This window comes from Pseudomonas sp. SMV71 (genome assembly GCF_052042015.1).
GTDB lineage: Bacteria > Pseudomonadota > Gammaproteobacteria > Pseudomonadales > Pseudomonadaceae > Aquipseudomonas.
The window spans coordinates 92,448-108,671 of sequence record NZ_JBKGGU010000001.1; the positions used below are offsets into that span (position 1 = coordinate 92,448).

Consider the following 16,224-nt stretch of genomic DNA (forward strand, 5'->3'; position numbering starts at 1 on the left):
TGTCAGACCGCAATCGCGAGCAGGCTCGCTCCCACATGGGATGAGGCAGGGTCAGGTCAGAGACCGTAGCTCATCAACCGCTCGTAGCGACGGGCCAGCAGCGCGTCGTTGTCGAGTTTCTTCAGCATCGCCAGTTGCGAACTCAGCTCGGTGCGAATCAATGCTGCGGCTGCGGCCGGGTCGCGGTGAGCGCCGCCCACGGGCTCGCTGATCACCTTGTCGACAATGCCCAGGCCCTTGAGCCGCTCGGCGGTGATGCCCATGGCTTCGGCCGCATCCGGCGCCTTCTCGGCGGTTTTCCACAGAATCGAGGCACAGCCTTCCGGCGAGATCACCGCATAGGTGGAGTACTGCAGCATGTTCAACTGATCGCAGACACCGATGGCCAGTGCACCGCCGGAACCACCTTCACCGATCACGGTGGCGATGATCGGGTTTTTCAGGCGGGCCATGACGCGCAGGTTCCAGGCGATCGCTTCGCTCTGGTTGCGCTCCTCGGCGTCGATACCAGGGTAGGCACCCGGGGTGTCGATGAAGGTCAGGATCGGCATCTTGAAGCGTTCGGCCATTTCCATCAGGCGGCAGGCCTTGCGGTAGCCTTCCGGACGCGGCATGCCGAAGTTGCGGCGCACCTTCTCGCGGACTTCGCGACCTTTCTGGTGACCGATCACCATGACCGGCTGGTCGTCCAGGCGGGCGACACCGCCGACGATCGCGGCGTCGTCGGCAAAATGACGATCGCCGTGCAGTTCGTCGAACTCGGTGAAGATGTGATCGATGTAGTCCAGCGTGTACGGACGGCGCGGATGACGCGCCAGGCGAGCGATCTGCCAACTGGTCAGCTTGCCGAAGATGTCTTCGGTCAGCGTACGGCTCTTGTCCTGCAGACGAGAGATTTCATCGCCGATATTCAGCGAATTGTCGTTACCGACCAAGCGCAACTCTTCGATCTTGGCTTGCAGGTCGGCGATCGGCTGTTCGAAATCTAGAAAATTCGGGTTCATAGGCGTCCGTCTTGGGTCGACGTCCAAGAGAGCTTGGGCCGGCCGGTTGTCTATTCGCGCCTACCTTAAGGGAGAGGCGCGTTCAGGTCGAGATTAAAATCCGGGTCGAGATCAGGGGCACACAGGTTTGGACAGTGGCCCCTGGCCGTCAACGGTATTGGAGGAAGACGTTGTCTTTGCCGAACTGGTCACGCAAGGCTTGAATCAACGCATCCGCCGGGTCAATTCGCCAGCCTTCGCCGAACTGCAACACCGCCTTGGCGTCGGGGCGCATGTACTCCATGGTGATCGGGCAGGCGCCGCGATGGCGCTTGAACAACTCACCCAACCAGCGTAGCTGATCGCCGTTGAGATCCTGGGTCTGCAATTTCAGGCGCAGGCTCTCGGCGAGGTTGGTGCGGGCATCTTCCATGCTCATCACCCGCTTGACCCGCAGCCTCAGGCCACCGGAGAAGTCGTCGTTGCTGACCTCGCCTTCGACCACCACCATCGCGTCGGTCTGCAAGAGCGATTGCGCCGAGTGGAACGCATCGGCAAACAACGATGCCTCAATGCGCCCGGAGCGGTCATCGAGGGTGATAAAGCCCATCTTGTCGCCCTTTTTGTTCTTCATCACCCGCAGGGCGATGATCATGCCGGCGACGGTCTGGGTGTCGCGGGCCGGCTTCAGGTCAATGATGCGCTGGCGGGCGAAGCGACGGATCTCGCCTTCGTATTCGTCGATCGGGTGCCCGGTCAGGTACAGGCCCAAGGTGTCTTTCTCGCCTTTGAGGCGTTCCTTGAGGGTCAGCTCCTTGGCCTTGCGATGGTTGCCATAGACATCGGCATCCTCCTCGACGAACAGCCCGCCAAACAGGTCGGCGTGACCGCTGTCGTGAGTGCGGGCGGTTTGCTCGGCGGCCTTGATCGCTTCTTCCATGGCTGCCAGCAACACCGCCCGATTGCGGTCGATGTTGGCCTGGTAGGCCTTGGGCTCATCGTGAAAATAGGGACCCAGGCGGTCCAGCGCGCCACTGCGGATCAAACCGTCGAGGGTGCGCTTGTTGATACGCTTGAGGTCAACCCGCGCACAGAAATCGAACAGGTCCTTGAACGGCCCGTCCTGGCGCGCTTCGGTGATGGCCTCCACCGGCCCCTCGCCCACGCCCTTGATCGCGCCGAGGCCATAGATGATGCGACCTTCGTCATTCACCGTGAACTTGAACTCCGAAGCGTTCACGTCCGGCGCGTCGAGGCGCAGCTTCATGGTCCGCACTTCCTCGATCAAGGTCACGACCTTGTCGGTGTTGTGCATATCCGCCGACAGTACCGCGGCCATGAACGGCGCCGGATAGTGGGCTTTCAGCCAGGCGGTCTGGTACGACACCAGGCCGTAGGCGGCGGAGTGGGATTTGTTGAAGCCATAACCGGCGAACTTTTCGACCAGGTCGAAGATGTTGCCGGCCAGGTCCGCATCGATGCCGTTGTTCGCACAACCCTCGATGAAACCACCGCGCTGCTTGGCCATCTCTTCAGGCTTTTTCTTACCCATCGCCCGACGCAGCATGTCCGCGCCGCCGAGGGTGTAACCCGCCATGACCTGGGCGATCTGCATCACCTGTTCCTGATACAGGATGATGCCATAGGTAGGCGCCAGGACCGGCTTGAGACCGTCGTACTGATAATCCGGATGCGGGTACGCCAGTTCGGCGCGACCGTGCTTACGGTTGATGAAGTCGTCCACCATGCCCGATTGCAACGGGCCCGGACGGAACAGGGCCACCAGGGCGATGAGGTCTTCCAGGCAGTCGGGCTTGAGCTTTTTGATCAGCTCCTTCATGCCCCGGGATTCAAGCTGGAACACCGCAGTGGTTTCGGCTTTCTGCAACAGACTGTAGGTCGGTTTGTCGTCCAACGGAATGAACGCGATGTCCAGCGGTTCTTCGCCGGCCTTGGCCCGGTCGCGGTTGATGGTCTTGAGTGCCCAGTCGATGATGGTCAGGGTCCGCAGGCCGAGGAAGTCGAACTTCACCAGGCCCGCCGCCTCGACGTCGTCCTTGTCGAACTGGGTGACCAGGCCGTCGCCCTCTTCATCGCAATAGATCGGCGAGAAGTCGGTCAGCTTGGTCGGCGCGATGACCACGCCACCGGCGTGCTTGCCGACGTTACGGACGATGCCTTCGAGCTTTCGGGCCATCTCCCAGATTTCCGCCGCCTCTTCGTCGACCTTGATGAAGTCCCGCAGGATTTCTTCCTGCTCATAGGCCTTTTCCAGCGTCATGCCGACTTCGAACGGGATCATCTTCGACAGGCGATCCGCCAGGCCGTAGGACTTGCCCTGCACCCGCGCCACGTCCCGCACCACCGCCTTGGCAGCCATGGAACCGAAGGTGATGATCTGGCTCACGGCGTTACGGCCATATTTCTCGGCCACGTAGTCGATCACCCGGTCACGGCCGTCCATGCAGAAGTCAACGTCGAAGTCGGGCATGGAGACCCGTTCCGGGTTGAGGAAACGTTCGAACAGCAGGTCGTATTCCAACGGGTCGAGGTCGGTAATCTTCTGCACATAGGCCACCAGCGAGCCCGCACCCGATCCACGCCCCGGGCCTACCGGCACGCCGTTGTTCTTGGCCCACTGGATGAAGTCCATCACGATCAGGAAGTAACCGGGAAAACCCATCTGGATGATGATATCCAGCTCGAAATTCAACCGGTCGACGTAGACCTGGCGCTTGGCTTCGTAATCTTCGGTGGTGTCCTTGGGCAGCAGGACGCTGAGGCGCTCCTCCAGGCCATCGAAGGAAACCTTGCGGAAGTATTCGTCGATGGTCATGCCATCGGGAATCGGGAAGTTGGGCAAGAAGTGCTTGCCCAGCTTCACTTCGATGTTGCAGCGCTTGGCGATTTCGACCGTGTTTTCCAGCGCCTCGGGCAGGTCGCTGAACAGCTCGGCCATCTCCTCGGCGCTCTTGAGGTATTGCTGGTCGCTGTAGTTCTTGGAGCGACGCGGATCATCCAGGGCCCGGCCTTCGCCGATGCAGACGCGGGTTTCATGGGCCTCGAAATCTTCCTGTTTGATGAAGCGCACATCGTTGGTCGCCACCAGCGGCGCGCCGATCCGGTCTGCCAGGGCAACGGCGGCGTGCAGGTGTTCTTCGTCGTTGGGGCGGCTGGTGCGCTGCACCTCGATGTAGAAGCGGTCCGGGAATACCGCCATCCAGTCACGCGCCAGGGTCTCGGCCTCTTCGGCGTTGCCGCTGAGCAGGGCCAGGCCGATCTCGCCTTCCTTGGCCGCCGACAGCATGATCAAGCCTTCGCTGGCCTCGGCCACCCACTCACGCTCGATGATGATCGAGCCGTTGCGCTGGCCGTCGATAAAACCACGGGAAATCAGCTCGGTCAGGTTGCGATAACCCACGGCGTTCATCACCAGCAGGCTGATACGGCTCAGCGGGGCGTCCGGGTCCTTGTTCGACAGCCACAGGTCGGCGCCGCAGATCGGCTTGATACCGGCGCCCATGGCGGTCTTGTAGAACTTGACCAGCGAGCACATGTTGTTCTGGTCGGTGACCGCCACGGCCGGCATATTCATGCCCACCAGGGTCTTGACCAGGGGCTTGATCCGCACCAGACCGTCGACCAGGGAGTATTCAGTGTGCAGGCGTAGATGAACGAATGAAGCCGGCATAGTGATCCTGCGTAAAGTCATGAAAACAACAAGGCCCGGATTGTACCGGGCCTGGGGTAAAACATCAGCCAGCAGCTCATGCTCTTCAGGACGGAAACCGTGGCGAGGGAGCTTGCTCCCGCTGGACTGCACAGCAGTCCCCTTTCTTATGGGCGCTTCGCCCGAGACGTCGGACCGCCCCAGCGGGAGCAAGCTCCCTCGCCACAATGAGTCAGGCGAATCTCTCGCTTTCGATCAGCCCTTCGCGCGCTTCATAAGCCAGCCGCACCGGGGCGAACGAGCGCCGGTGGATCGGCGTTGGCCCGAGGCGCGCCAGGGCTTCCAGATGAACGGGCGTCGGATAACCCTTGTGGCCGCCGATGCCGTAGCCTGGGTAGATCAGTTCAAAAGCGCTCATCTCCCGGTCGCGGCTGACCTTGGCCAGAATCGATGCCGCCGCGATGGCGGGCACCTTCGCGTCGCCCTGGACCACCGCCTCGGCGCGCATCGACAGTTTCGGGCAACGGTTGCCATCGATCATCGCCAGTTTCGGCCTGATGTGCAGGCCTTCCACGGCGCGCTGCATGGCGAGCATGGTCGCGTGCAGGATGTTCAACTCATCGATTTCTTCGACCTCGGCGCGGGCAATGCACCAGCTCAGGGCCTTTTCGCAGATCTCGTCGTAGAGCTTTTCACGACGGGCCTCGGTGAGTTTCTTCGAGTCGTTGAGTCCCAGGATGGGCCGGTTCGGATCGAGAATCACCGCCGCCGTCACCACCGCGCCGCACAAAGGGCCACGGCCCACTTCATCGACGCCGGCCACCAGCGCGTCGACTTCAGCGACCAGATTGAAGTCCAGGCCCATCTGTAGCTTCGAGTTAATCATTATTTCGCGCCGATCAGGGTCAGTACCGCGTCGGCGGCCTGATTGGAAGCATCGCGACGCAAGGTACGGTGAATTTCGTCAAAGCCCCGGGTCTGCTCCTGCCCGCCGTCGATCAATGGCGCCAGCGTATCGGCCAACGCATCGGCCGTGGCGGCATCTTGCAACAGTTCAGGCACCAGCAGCCGTTGGGCCAGCAAGTTGGGCAAGGACACGTAAGGACTCTTGACCATGCGCTTGAGGATCCAGAACGTCAGCGGCGCCAGGCGATAGGCGACCACCATCGGGCGTTTGAACAGCAACGCCTCAAGCGTAGCAGTGCCGGAGGCAATCAACACGGCATCGCACGCGGCCAGCGCGTCATGGGAGCGCCCGTCGAGCAGGGTCACCGGCAGATCGCGTCCGGCCAGCAGCGCTTCAAGCTGGGCCCTGCGCTCCGGGCTGGCACACGGCAGGACAAATCGCACATCCGGACGCTTCGCCAGCAGACGTTCGGCGGCGTCGAAAAACAGCCCGCCCAGGCGACTCACTTCACCGCCACGGCTGCCAGGCATCAAGGCTACCAGCGGACCGTCCGGCAGGCCCAGCAGTTGCCGGGCAACCGGGCGGTCGGCTTCCAGCGGGATGGTATCGGCCAGGGTATGGCCGACAAACCGCACCGGCACGCCCTTCTCTTCGTAGAACCGGGCTTCGAAGGGCAGCAAAGTCAGCATCAGGTCGCAACCTTCGCGGATCTTCAGCACTCGCTTCTGCCGCCAGGCCCAGACCGAAGGGCTGACGTAGTGCACGGTCTTGATACCGGCCTGGCGTAGCTTGAGCTCGATGTTGAGGGTGAAATCCGGGGCATCGATACCGATGAACACATCCGGTTGTTCGGCGATCAGGGTTTCGATCAGTTTCTTGCGCCGCGCGAGCAGTTCCCGAAGGCGACCGAGGACCTCCACCAGGCCCATGACCGACAGGCGTTCCATCGGGAAGTAGGACACCAGCCCTTCGGCCTGCATCAACGGCCCGCCGACACCGATGAACTGCACCGCCGGATGCTGCGCCTTGAGCGCCCGCATCAGGCCTGCGCCCAAAATGTCGCCGGAAGCCTCTCCTGCCACCAGCGCGATACGCAGATTGGCCATGATTAACGCGTGATGCCGCGGGTCGAAGACTGGATGGAGTCGCGGAATATCGCGACTTCCGGGTGCTGGGCCGCGGCCTCGGCCAGCTCGGTGAGTGCCTGCTCCACCGTCAGGCCCTGGCGATACACAACCTTGTAGGCGCGGCGCAATGCAGTGATGGCCTCTTCGCTGAAGCCCCGTCGGCGCATGCCTTCGAAGTTCATGCTGCGGGCCTCGGCCGGGTTGCCGAATACCGTGACATAGGCCGGTACGTCCTTGCCAATGGCGGTCCCCATGCCGGAAAAGCTGTGGGCACCGATATGGCAATACTGGTGCACCAGGGTGAAGCCGGACAGGATCGCCCAGTCGTCCACGTGCACATGGCCGGCCAGCGCGGTGTTGTTGACCAGGATGCAATGGTTGCCGATCACGCTGTCATGGCCGATATGAGCATAGGCCATGATCAGGTTGTGGTCGCCCAGGGTCGTTTCGGAACGATCCTGGACGGTGCCACGGTGAATCGTCACCCCTTCGCGGATCACATTGTGATCGCCGATGACCAGGCGGGTTTCTTCACCTTTGTACTTGAGATCGGGGGTGTCCTCGCCTACCGAGGAAAACTGGTAGATGCGATTGTGACGGCCGATCCGGGTCGGTCCCTTGAGAACCACGTGGGGACCAATCACCGTACCCTCGCCGATTTCCACACCTGCGCCGATGATCGACCACGGGCCGACCTCGACATCGGCGGCCAGGACGGCCGTCGAATCGATGATTGCGCGAGGGTCGATCAAACTCATAGCTTGCGTTCCGCACAGATGATTTCAGCCGAGCAGACCGGTTTGCCATCGACCGAAGCCTGGCATTCGAACTTCCAGATCTGGCGTTTGCAGCTGATGAACTTGGCTTCCAGGATCAACTGATCGCCCGGGGTGACCGGCTGGCGGAAACGCAGCTTGTCGGAGCCTACGAAGTAGTAGAGCGTGCCGTCGGCAGGCTTTACGTCGAGCATTTTGAAACCAAGGATCCCGGCAGCCTGAGCCATCGCCTCGATGATCAACACGCCCGGCATGATGGGATGCGCGGGAAAGTGACCATTGAAGAACGGTTCGTTGATGCTGACATTCTTGTAGGCGCGAATGCGCTGGCCTTCGACATCCAGTTCCACCACCCGGTCCACCAGCAGGAACGGGTAACGGTGAGGCAGGTATTCGCGAATCTCGTTGATGTCCATCATTTCGGGGGGAAGCCTATGTAAAGATTGGGAGCGCACGAGTGACGCGCACTCCGCTAGCAAATCAAGATGCCCTAACGGCTGTGCACACTTGATATGGAAATGGTATCAGCCATCTGATGAAGCATTACCGTCAGGGGTCACGTCCCCTACACGCTTTTCCAGTTGCCGCAGACGTCGCGCGATGTCATCGAGCTGACGAATGCGGGCCGCGCTCTTGCGCCATTCGGCCGCCGGTTGCATCGCCGTACCGGAAGAATAGGCACCCGGCTCGGTAATCGAGTGGGTCACCATGGTCATCCCGGTCAGGAACACGTTGTCACAGATATCGATATGCCCCACCAGCCCGACGCCACCGGCGAGCATGCAGTGCTTGCCGATCTTGGTACTGCCGGAAATACCCACGCAGGCAGCCATGGCGGTGTGGTCACCGACCTGGACGTTGTGAGCGATCTGGATCTGGTTGTCGAGCTTGACGCCATTGCCAATGATCGTGTCAGCCAGCGCACCACGGTCAATCGCCGTGTTGACGCCGATTTCAACGTCATCGCCAATGGTGACGCCACCAATCTGAGCGATCTTCTGCCAGACGCCCTTCTCGTTGGCGAAACCGAAGCCTTCACCGCCCAACACCGCGCCCGATTGAATCACCACCCGCTTGCCGATGCGCACGTCGTGGTACAGGGTCACACGTGGCGCCAGCCAGCCGCCTTCACCGACTTCACTGCGTGCACCAATGACGCAATGAGCGCCCAGGGTGACACCGGCGCCGATCCGCGCCGCGCTTTCGATGACCACGAATGGACCGATGCTGGCGCTGGGATCGACTATCGCGTCCGGTGCGATCACCGCGCTGGGGTGAATACCGGCGGCCGACTTGGGCTTGGGATCGAACAGATGGGAAATCCGCGCGTACGCCAGGTACGGATCAGGCACGATCAAGGCATCGCCGGCAAACCCGTCGGCATCCGCCGCCTTGAGCAACAGCGCGCCGGCCCGGCTATTGGCCAGGTATTTACGATATTGGGGGTTTGCCAGGAAGCTCAACTGAGCTGGGCCAGCCTCTTGTAAAGTGGCTAGCCCAGTCATTGCCTTCTCCGGGTCGCCACGCAGGGTGGCGCCGAGGAACTCGGCCAACTGGCCGAGCTTGATAGTCGCTGTCATGGATTATTTCAGCTGATTCATGCGCTCGATGACCTGGCGCGTGATGTCGTACTGCGGTTTGACATCGATCACGGCACCCCGCTCGAACACCAGGTCAAAACCACCTTTCTTGATGACTTCTTCCACGGCGCTGTCGAGTTTCGGCTTGAGCTGCTTGAGCATCTCACGGTCGGCAACGGCTTTGGCTTCGTTCAGCTCCTTGGATTGGAACTGGAAGTCACGGGCCTTTTGCTTGAATTCAAGCTCCAGGCGCTCACGCTCGCCCTGGGCCATTTTGTCGCCACCGGCTACCAGGCGGTCTTGGATACCCTTAGCGCTGCTTTCCAGGCTCTTGAGCTTGGTCAGTTGCGGGCCGAACTTCTTCTCGGCATCCACGGCGTATTTCTTCGCCGCATCGGATTCCAGCAGGGCCATCTGATAGTTCAGCACGGCGATCTTCATGTCGGCAAAAGCCGGACCTGCGACCAGTACGGTCGCCAGGAGAACCAATTGAGTCAACTTACGCACGATGCACTCCTACAAAATCCATTGTCGTTGTCTTGGGTCAGGCGTTTAGAACGTCTGGCCGAGGGAGAATTGGAACACTTGGGTTTCAGCGTCATCCGGTTTCTTGATCGGCATCGCCAGGGCGAAGCTCAAAGGACCGAGCGCAGTGACCCAGGTCACACCCACGCCGACGGAACTGGCCATGTTGCTCAGGCTGATGTCGTTGCACGTCGTGTTGGACTTGGTCCCATTGGTATTGGTGGTGGTTTCGCACTTGGAGTCGAAAACGTTACCCACGTCCCAGAAAACCGAGGTACGCAGCGAGCGCTGATCCTTGACGAACGGCATCGGGAACAGCACCTCGAGACCGCCCTGGATGAGCACGTTGCCACCGAACGGCAACGGATCCTGATCCGGGTCCGCAATCGTACCTACGTTGCCTGTGGCGCCTACGCCGCGGCTCGGCGTACTGCGAGGCCCCAGCGTGCTGTCCTTGAAGCCACGAACCGAGTTGAAACCACCGGCGTAGTAGTTCTCGTAGAACGGCAGGCCGTCGGTCGAACCGTAGCCATCACCATAGCCCAACTCTGTGTGCAGGCGCACGGTGTAGTTGTCGGTCAACGGCTGGAACAACTGGCCGCGGTAATCGAGCTTGAAGAACGACAGATCGCTGCCAGGGGTCGTGGTTTCCAATACCAGGCTCTGGGAATGGCCACGCGTCGCCAGCACGCCTTTGTTCAGGGTCGATTCGGACCAGCCGGCCGAGGCCTTGAAGTTCAGGTAGTTGTCGCCTTCACGGTTCACGAAATCGAAGATCTCGTCGACGGTGTAGCGACCGGTATTGATCTTGTCCTGCTGAGCAGTAAGGCCGAAGGTCAGGCGCGAGGTTTCGCTGATCGGATACCCCACGTTGACGCCTGCACCCAGGCTGTCCACTGCATAGCTGGAGATATCGGAGTCGAGCTCGTCATAGTCGGTGGTGCGATAGAAGGCGTTGTAGCCCAGGCTGACGCCGTCGGCGGTCCAGTAGGGGTCCACATAGCCGAAGTTGTAACGGGTCTGGTACTCGCTGCGGGTCAGGCCGATGCTGACCTTGTTACCGGTACCCAGGAAGTTGTTCTGGGTGATCGAGCCACCGAGGATCAGGCCCGCGCTCTGGGCGAAACCGACACTGGCGGTGATCGAACCGGAAGCCTGCTCTTCCACGCTGTAGTTCACATCGACCTGGTCATCGACACCCGGCACCGCCGGCGTCTCGACGTTGACTTCCTTGAAGAAGCCCAGGCGCTCCAGGCGGGTCTTGGACTGGTCGATCAGGTAGGTCGAGGCCCAGCCACCTTCCATCTGGCGCATTTCACGCCGCAACACTTCGTCTTCGGACTTGGTGTTGCCACGGAAGTTGATGCGGTTCACATAGGCACGTTTGCCAGGGTCCACCGCGAAGGTGATATCGACGGTGTGGTCGTCATCGTGCGGCTGTGGCACGCCGTTGACGTTGGCGAAGGTGTAGCCTTCGTTCCCCAGGCGACGGGTGATCAGTTCGGACGTGGTGGTCATCAGCTTGCGCGAGAACACCTGGCCCTTCTGCACCAGCAGCAGCGACTTGACCTGGTCTTCCGGGACTTTGAGGTCACCGCTGAGCTTGACGTCACGAACGGTGTACTTCTCGCCTTCATTGACGTTGACGGTGATGTAGACGTGCTTCTTGTCCGGGGTGATAGACACCTGGGTCGAAGCGATGTCCATGTTGATGTAGCCCCGGTCCAGGTAGTAGGAACGCAGCCGCTCCAGGTCACCGGAGAGTTTTTCACGGGCGTACTTGTCGTCGTTCTTGAAGAACGACAGCCAGTTGGTGGTCTTGAGTTCGAACAGGTCGGTCAGGTCTTCGTCAGGGAAAACCGTGTTGCCCACCACGTTGATGTGCTGGATGGCGGCCACGGTGCCTTCGTTGATGTTGACCTTCAGGCCCACGCGGTTGCGCGGCTGCGGTACGACTTCGGCGTCGACGGTGGCCGAGTAGCGGCCCTGGGCGACATACTGGCGTTGCAGTTCGTTACGCACGCCTTCGAGGGTGGCGCGCTGGAAGATCTCGCCTTCGGCGAGGCCCGATTGCTTGAGGCCTTTCATCAGGTCTTCAGTAGAGATCGCCTTGTTGCCTTCGATCTCGATGCTGGCGATCGACGGACGCTCGACTACCGTGATGACCAGGACATTGCCGTCACGGCCCAGTTGGATATCTTGAAAGAAGCCGGTCTTGAACAGCGCACGAGTGGACTCCACCAGGCGCCGATCATCCGCCTGCTCACCGACGTTCAACGGCAAGGCACCAAAGACGCTGCCCGCGGAAACCCGCTGCAGGCCGTTGACGCGAATATCAGAGATAGTGAAGGACTCGGCGTGAACTTCGGCGATCATCAACACGGTAATAACCGCGGTTAGCAGCAGACGTTTCATGAAGTCCTTTCTTATTCCAACTGGCAATAAACAAACTGCCGCAAAATGCGGCAGATTCGCAATTCAGCAAAGCGTTACAGACGACCCAGATCGTTGACCAAGGCAAGCAACATCACCCCGACCACCAGACTGATACCAATCTGTATCCCCCAACCTTGAACCCGATCCGACAAGGGACGACCACGCGCCCACTCAATCAGATAGAACAGCAGATGCCCCCCATCCAGCACCGGGATGGGCAGCAAATTCAGAACCCCCAGGCTAATGCTCAGATAAGCAAGGAAATTCAGGAAATCAGCGACGCCCGACTGGGCAGAAGCGCCCGCCACTTTAGCAATGGTTATCGGTCCACTCAAGTTTTTTACCGAGAGCTCGCCGAACAACATTTTCTTCAGCGAGTCGAGGGTCAACACGCTCATGGTCCAGGTACGACGCACGCCCTCGCCAATCGCCGCCACCGGACCGAAACTGACTTCGCGGACCATTTCAGGCGGCCAGTCGACGGCCTTGACGCCCGCCCCGAGGTAGCCGGTCGGCGCCTTGCTCTCGCCACGGGCACCCAGGGTGACCGGGACGTCGATCTGAGCCCCGTCACGCTCGACGCGCAGCACAATTTTGGTATCAGGATGTATGCGAACCGCATCGACAACCTGTTGCCAGTCAGTCACGGCCTGGCCATCGAGTGCCAGCAAACGGTCGCCGGCTTTGAGACCGGCAGCCTGGGCCGGGCCTTTGGGATCGAGTTCGGCGAGCACCGGCGGCAACGCAGGACGCCATGGGCGGATGCCCAGGGAGCGAATCGGATCCGGCTCGTCCGCACCCTTGAGCCAGTTATCCAGCATCAGCTCGCGCGGCGTGTCTACCGAGGAACCTTGCTCGCGCACCTTCAATTGCAACGAGCCGCTCTCACCCAGACGACGCACCAGTTGCAGATTGACTGCGGCCCAGCCCGATGTCGGCTCGCCGTCGATGGCGACGATTTCCTGCCCAGCCCCCAATCCGGCCCGGGCCGCCACACTGCCCGCCTCTACCGCGCCGATGACCGGACGCACCTGTTCGCTGCCCAGCATTGCCAGCGCCCAGAAAAAAACCAACGCCAGCAGGAAGTTCGCAATCGGCCCCGCAGCGACAATAGCGATGCGCTGGCGGACATTCTTGCGATTGAACGATTGATCGAGCTGATCGGCGGGCACTTCGCCTTCGCGCTCATCGAGCATCTTGACGTAGCCGCCCAGTGGAATCGCCGCCACGACGAACTCGGTGCCTTTCTTGTCGTGCCAGCGCACCAGGGGCATGCCAAAGCCCACGGAAAAACGCAGCACCTTGACGCCACAGCGACGTGCGACCCAGAAATGACCGAATTCGTGAAAGGTAACCAACACCCCCAGAGCTACCAGGGTGCCGACAATCATATAGAGCGCGCTCATCTGTTTTCTCCGCAATCCTGTCCAGGGCGACCCTGGCTAACGTATCGCAGCTTCAACGCCCGTGGCGCTGCAGCCATTGGCCCGCCAATTCACGAGCCCTGGCATCCGCCATGAATACCGCATCGAGGTCGTCGACCGCGACCACGGCTTCCAGATTCAACACTTCCTCGATGATACTCGCGATCTCGAGGTAACGGACACGCCCATCGAGAAACGCCGCAACCGCCACTTCATTGGCCGCGTTGAGCATGGCTGGCGCGCTGTTGCCCGCCTCGGCCGCCTGTCGGGCCAGGCGCAGGCAGGGGAAGCGCTGTTCGTCAGGCGCCTGGAAATCCAGGCGAGCGATGGCGAACAGGTCCAGCGGCGCGACGCCGGAATCGATCCGCACCGGCCAGGCCAGGGCGTTGGCGATCGGCGTGCGCATATCCGGGTTGCCCAACTGAGCCAGCACCGAACCGTCTATGTAGTCCACCAGGGAGTGAATCACGCTCTGCGGGTGAATCACCACCTCGACCTGCGACGGCTTGGCATCGAACAGCCAGCAGGCTTCGATCAGCTCCAGCCCCTTGTTCATCATGCTGGCCGAATCCACGGAAATCTTGCGCCCCATGGACCAGTTCGGATGCGCACAGGCCTGCTCGGGTGAAACATGCATCAATTCTTCCAGCGGTGTCTGCCGGAACGGACCGCCGGAGGCTGTCAGCAAAATCCGCCTGACCCCGACCGCGCCCAGGCCACGGGAAAAATCCTGCGGCATGCATTGAAAAATCGCATTGTGTTCACTGTCGATGGGCAGCAGCACCGAGCCGCTCTTGCGCACGGCCTGCATGAACAGTGCGCCGGACATGACCAGGGCTTCCTTATTGGCCAGCAGGATCTTCTTGCCGGCCTCCACCGCTGCGAGCGTCGGACGCAAGCCCGCCGCGCCGACAATTGCCGCCATCACGGCATCGACTTCCGGGTCGGAGGCTACCTGGCACAGGCCCTCCTCCCCCACCAGCACTCGGGTGGACAGCCCGGCGGCGCGCAGATCATCCTGCAAGGCCTGCGCTACGCCCGCCTCGGGCACCACGGCAAACCGAGGCGCGTGGCGCATGCACAACGCCAGCAACTCACTCAGGCGTGTGAAGCCACTCAGGGCGAATACCTGATAACGCTCGGGATGCCGAGCGATGACATCAAGCGTACTGAGCCCGATCGAGCCGGTGGCACCCAGTACTGTGATTTGTTGCGGCCGACTCACGAAGCCGCCATCCACAGCAGCACGGCGAAGATCGGAATCGCGGCGGTCAGGCTGTCGATACGATCCAGCACGCCGCCGTGACCGGGCAACAGGTTGCTGCTGTCCTTGATTCCGGACTGGCGCTTGAACATGCTTTCAGTCAGGTCGCCGACTACCGACACAAAGACGACGACAGCGGCGCCAAACAGGCCCATCAGCAACTGCGCGACCGTCCAGTCCCGCACGAAACCGACCACGGTCGTGATGACCAGACTCAAGGCCAGGCCGCCATAGACCCCTTCCCAACTCTTGCCGGGACTGACCTTGGGGGCCAGCTTGCGCTTGCCAAAGGCCCGGCCGGAGAAATACGCGCCGACGTCGGCGCCCCAGACCAGCACCATGACCGCCATGATCTGCCAGTTGCCCAACGGTCCCTGTTTGATCCAGATCAGGCCTTGCCAGGCGGGCAGCAGGATCAGCAGGCCGATCATCAGTTTGGTGGCCGCATTGGCCCAATGATGAGTGGTGTTCGGATAGGTCAGCACCAGGAAGGTCGCCGTCGCCCACCAGAGCACCGCAGCCCCCAGCACCCAGGGCGCGAGGCCCGGTATCAGATGCATGATGAACAGCATGGCGGCCACCGCCACGGCGTAGGTCACACGTGCCGACTGCGCAGGAAAACCCGCCAACCGCGCCCATTCCCAAGCGCCCAGTGTCACGACCAGCCCGATGAACAGGGCAAAACTGGCACCTTCGAGCAGGAAAAAGCCGCACAGGGCGATGGGCAACAGGATCAGGGCGGTGATGATTCGTTGTTTGAGCATTAAACCCGGGCTCCAGCCTCGATCTGCTCGCTCGTTTTACCGAAGCGACGCTGACGGGAAGCGAAATCGGCCAGTGCGGTGCGCATGGCTTCGTGTTTGAAGTCCGGCCAGAACAGGTCGGAGAAGTACAACTCGGCGTAAGCCAGTTGCCAGAGCAGAAAGTTGCTGATGCGGTGCTCGCCACCGGTACGGATACACAGGTCCGGCAACGGCAGGTCCCCGGTCGCCAGACAGGTCTGCAGCAGGTCCGGGGTGATATCTTCCGGACGCAGATGACCGGCCTGGACTTCCCGTGCCAGCCGCTGGGCGGCTTGGGCGATGTCCCACTGGCCACCGTAGTTGGCGGCAATCTGCAGGACAAACCGGTCGGCACCGGCCGTTGCAGCCTCGGCTTCGCGCATCGCAGCTTGAAGCTCGGGATGAAAACGCGAGCGATCACCGATGATGCGCAGGCTGATGCTGTTATCGTTGAGGCGCTTGGCCTCGCGGCGCAGGGCCTTGAGGAACAGGTCCATCAAAGCACTGACCTCATCGGCCGGGCGCTGCCAGTTCTCACTGGAGAACGCGAACAGGGTCAGCACTTCGACCCCGGCCTCGGCACACACCTCGATGACCGCGCGAACCGCGTCGACCCCGGCCTTATGCCCGGCAACGCCAGGCATGAAGCGTTTCTTGGCCCAACGGTTATTGCCGTCCATGATGATCGCCACATGGCGCGGCACCGCGAACGGCAAGGCCTGCTTGGTCTTTTCCATGAAAACGAGACCC

The 16,224-nt window shown here is 61.3% G+C and carries 13 protein-coding genes; all 13 read right to left on the reverse strand.

Annotation, left to right across the window (positions count from 1 at the left end):
• Positions 1-56: 56 nt before the first annotated feature.
• Positions 57-1,004 (reverse strand): acetyl-CoA carboxylase carboxyltransferase subunit alpha, encoded by a 948-nt coding sequence (locus tag ACLEJQ_RS00510; RefSeq protein ID WP_440791171.1) that lies wholly within the window; start codon positions 1,002-1,004, stop codon positions 57-59.
• A gap of 148 nt (positions 1,005-1,152) precedes the next feature.
• The gene (gene dnaE, locus ACLEJQ_RS00515) at positions 1,153-4,674 is read right to left on the reverse strand and encodes a DNA polymerase III subunit alpha (RefSeq protein ID WP_440791173.1); all 3,522 of its coding nucleotides are present in this window, start codon (positions 4,672-4,674) and stop codon (positions 1,153-1,155) included.
• Between the two features lie 211 nt (positions 4,675-4,885).
• On the reverse strand, positions 4,886-5,539 hold the full coding sequence (gene rnhB, locus ACLEJQ_RS00520; RefSeq protein WP_440791175.1) for a ribonuclease HII: 654 nt from the start codon (positions 5,537-5,539) through the stop codon (positions 4,886-4,888).
• A complete protein-coding gene (gene lpxB, locus ACLEJQ_RS00525) occupies positions 5,539-6,666 on the reverse strand; it encodes a lipid-A-disaccharide synthase (protein WP_440791177.1) in 1,128 nt (375 codons plus the stop codon). Before lpxB ends, rnhB begins: the two co-directional genes overlap by 1 nt.
• 2 nt (positions 6,667-6,668) lie before the next feature.
• Positions 6,669-7,445, reverse strand: a complete 777-nt coding sequence (gene lpxA, locus ACLEJQ_RS00530; protein WP_440791179.1) for an acyl-ACP--UDP-N-acetylglucosamine O-acyltransferase — start codon at positions 7,443-7,445, stop codon at positions 6,669-6,671.
• The gene (gene fabZ / locus ACLEJQ_RS00535) at positions 7,442-7,882 is read right to left on the reverse strand and encodes a 3-hydroxyacyl-ACP dehydratase FabZ (RefSeq protein ID WP_440791181.1); all 441 of its coding nucleotides are present in this window, start codon (positions 7,880-7,882) and stop codon (positions 7,442-7,444) included. Before fabZ ends, lpxA begins: the two co-directional genes overlap by 4 nt.
• A 105-nt stretch (positions 7,883-7,987) precedes the next feature.
• The gene (gene lpxD / locus ACLEJQ_RS00540; RefSeq protein ID WP_440791182.1) at positions 7,988-9,043 is read right to left on the reverse strand and encodes a UDP-3-O-(3-hydroxymyristoyl)glucosamine N-acyltransferase; all 1,056 of its coding nucleotides are present in this window, start codon (positions 9,041-9,043) and stop codon (positions 7,988-7,990) included.
• Between the two features lie 3 nt (positions 9,044-9,046).
• Positions 9,047-9,550 (reverse strand): OmpH family outer membrane protein, encoded by a 504-nt coding sequence (locus tag ACLEJQ_RS00545; RefSeq protein WP_024779019.1) that lies wholly within the window; start codon positions 9,548-9,550, stop codon positions 9,047-9,049.
• 45 nt (positions 9,551-9,595) lie between these two features.
• Positions 9,596-11,983 (reverse strand): outer membrane protein assembly factor BamA, encoded by a 2,388-nt coding sequence (bamA, locus tag ACLEJQ_RS00550; RefSeq protein WP_440791183.1) that lies wholly within the window; start codon positions 11,981-11,983, stop codon positions 9,596-9,598.
• A 74-nt stretch (positions 11,984-12,057) separates the two neighbouring features.
• On the reverse strand, positions 12,058-13,410 hold the full coding sequence (rseP, locus tag ACLEJQ_RS00555) for an RIP metalloprotease RseP (RefSeq protein ID WP_440791185.1): 1,353 nt from the start codon (positions 13,408-13,410) through the stop codon (positions 12,058-12,060).
• A 52-nt stretch (positions 13,411-13,462) separates the two neighbouring features.
• Positions 13,463-14,653 carry a 1-deoxy-D-xylulose-5-phosphate reductoisomerase gene (gene ispC, locus ACLEJQ_RS00560; RefSeq protein ID WP_440791187.1) on the reverse strand — a complete coding sequence of 397 codons (1,191 nt, stop codon included), beginning with the start codon at positions 14,651-14,653 and terminating at the stop codon, positions 13,463-13,465.
• A complete protein-coding gene (locus tag ACLEJQ_RS00565; protein WP_440791189.1) occupies positions 14,650-15,456 on the reverse strand; it encodes a phosphatidate cytidylyltransferase in 807 nt (268 codons plus the stop codon). The genes ispC and ACLEJQ_RS00565 overlap by 4 nt, the downstream gene beginning before the upstream one ends.
• Positions 15,456-16,211 (reverse strand): polyprenyl diphosphate synthase, encoded by a 756-nt coding sequence (gene uppS / locus ACLEJQ_RS00570; protein WP_440791190.1) that lies wholly within the window; start codon positions 16,209-16,211, stop codon positions 15,456-15,458. The genes ACLEJQ_RS00565 and uppS overlap by 1 nt, the downstream gene beginning before the upstream one ends.
• Positions 16,212-16,224 lie beyond the last annotated feature (13 nt).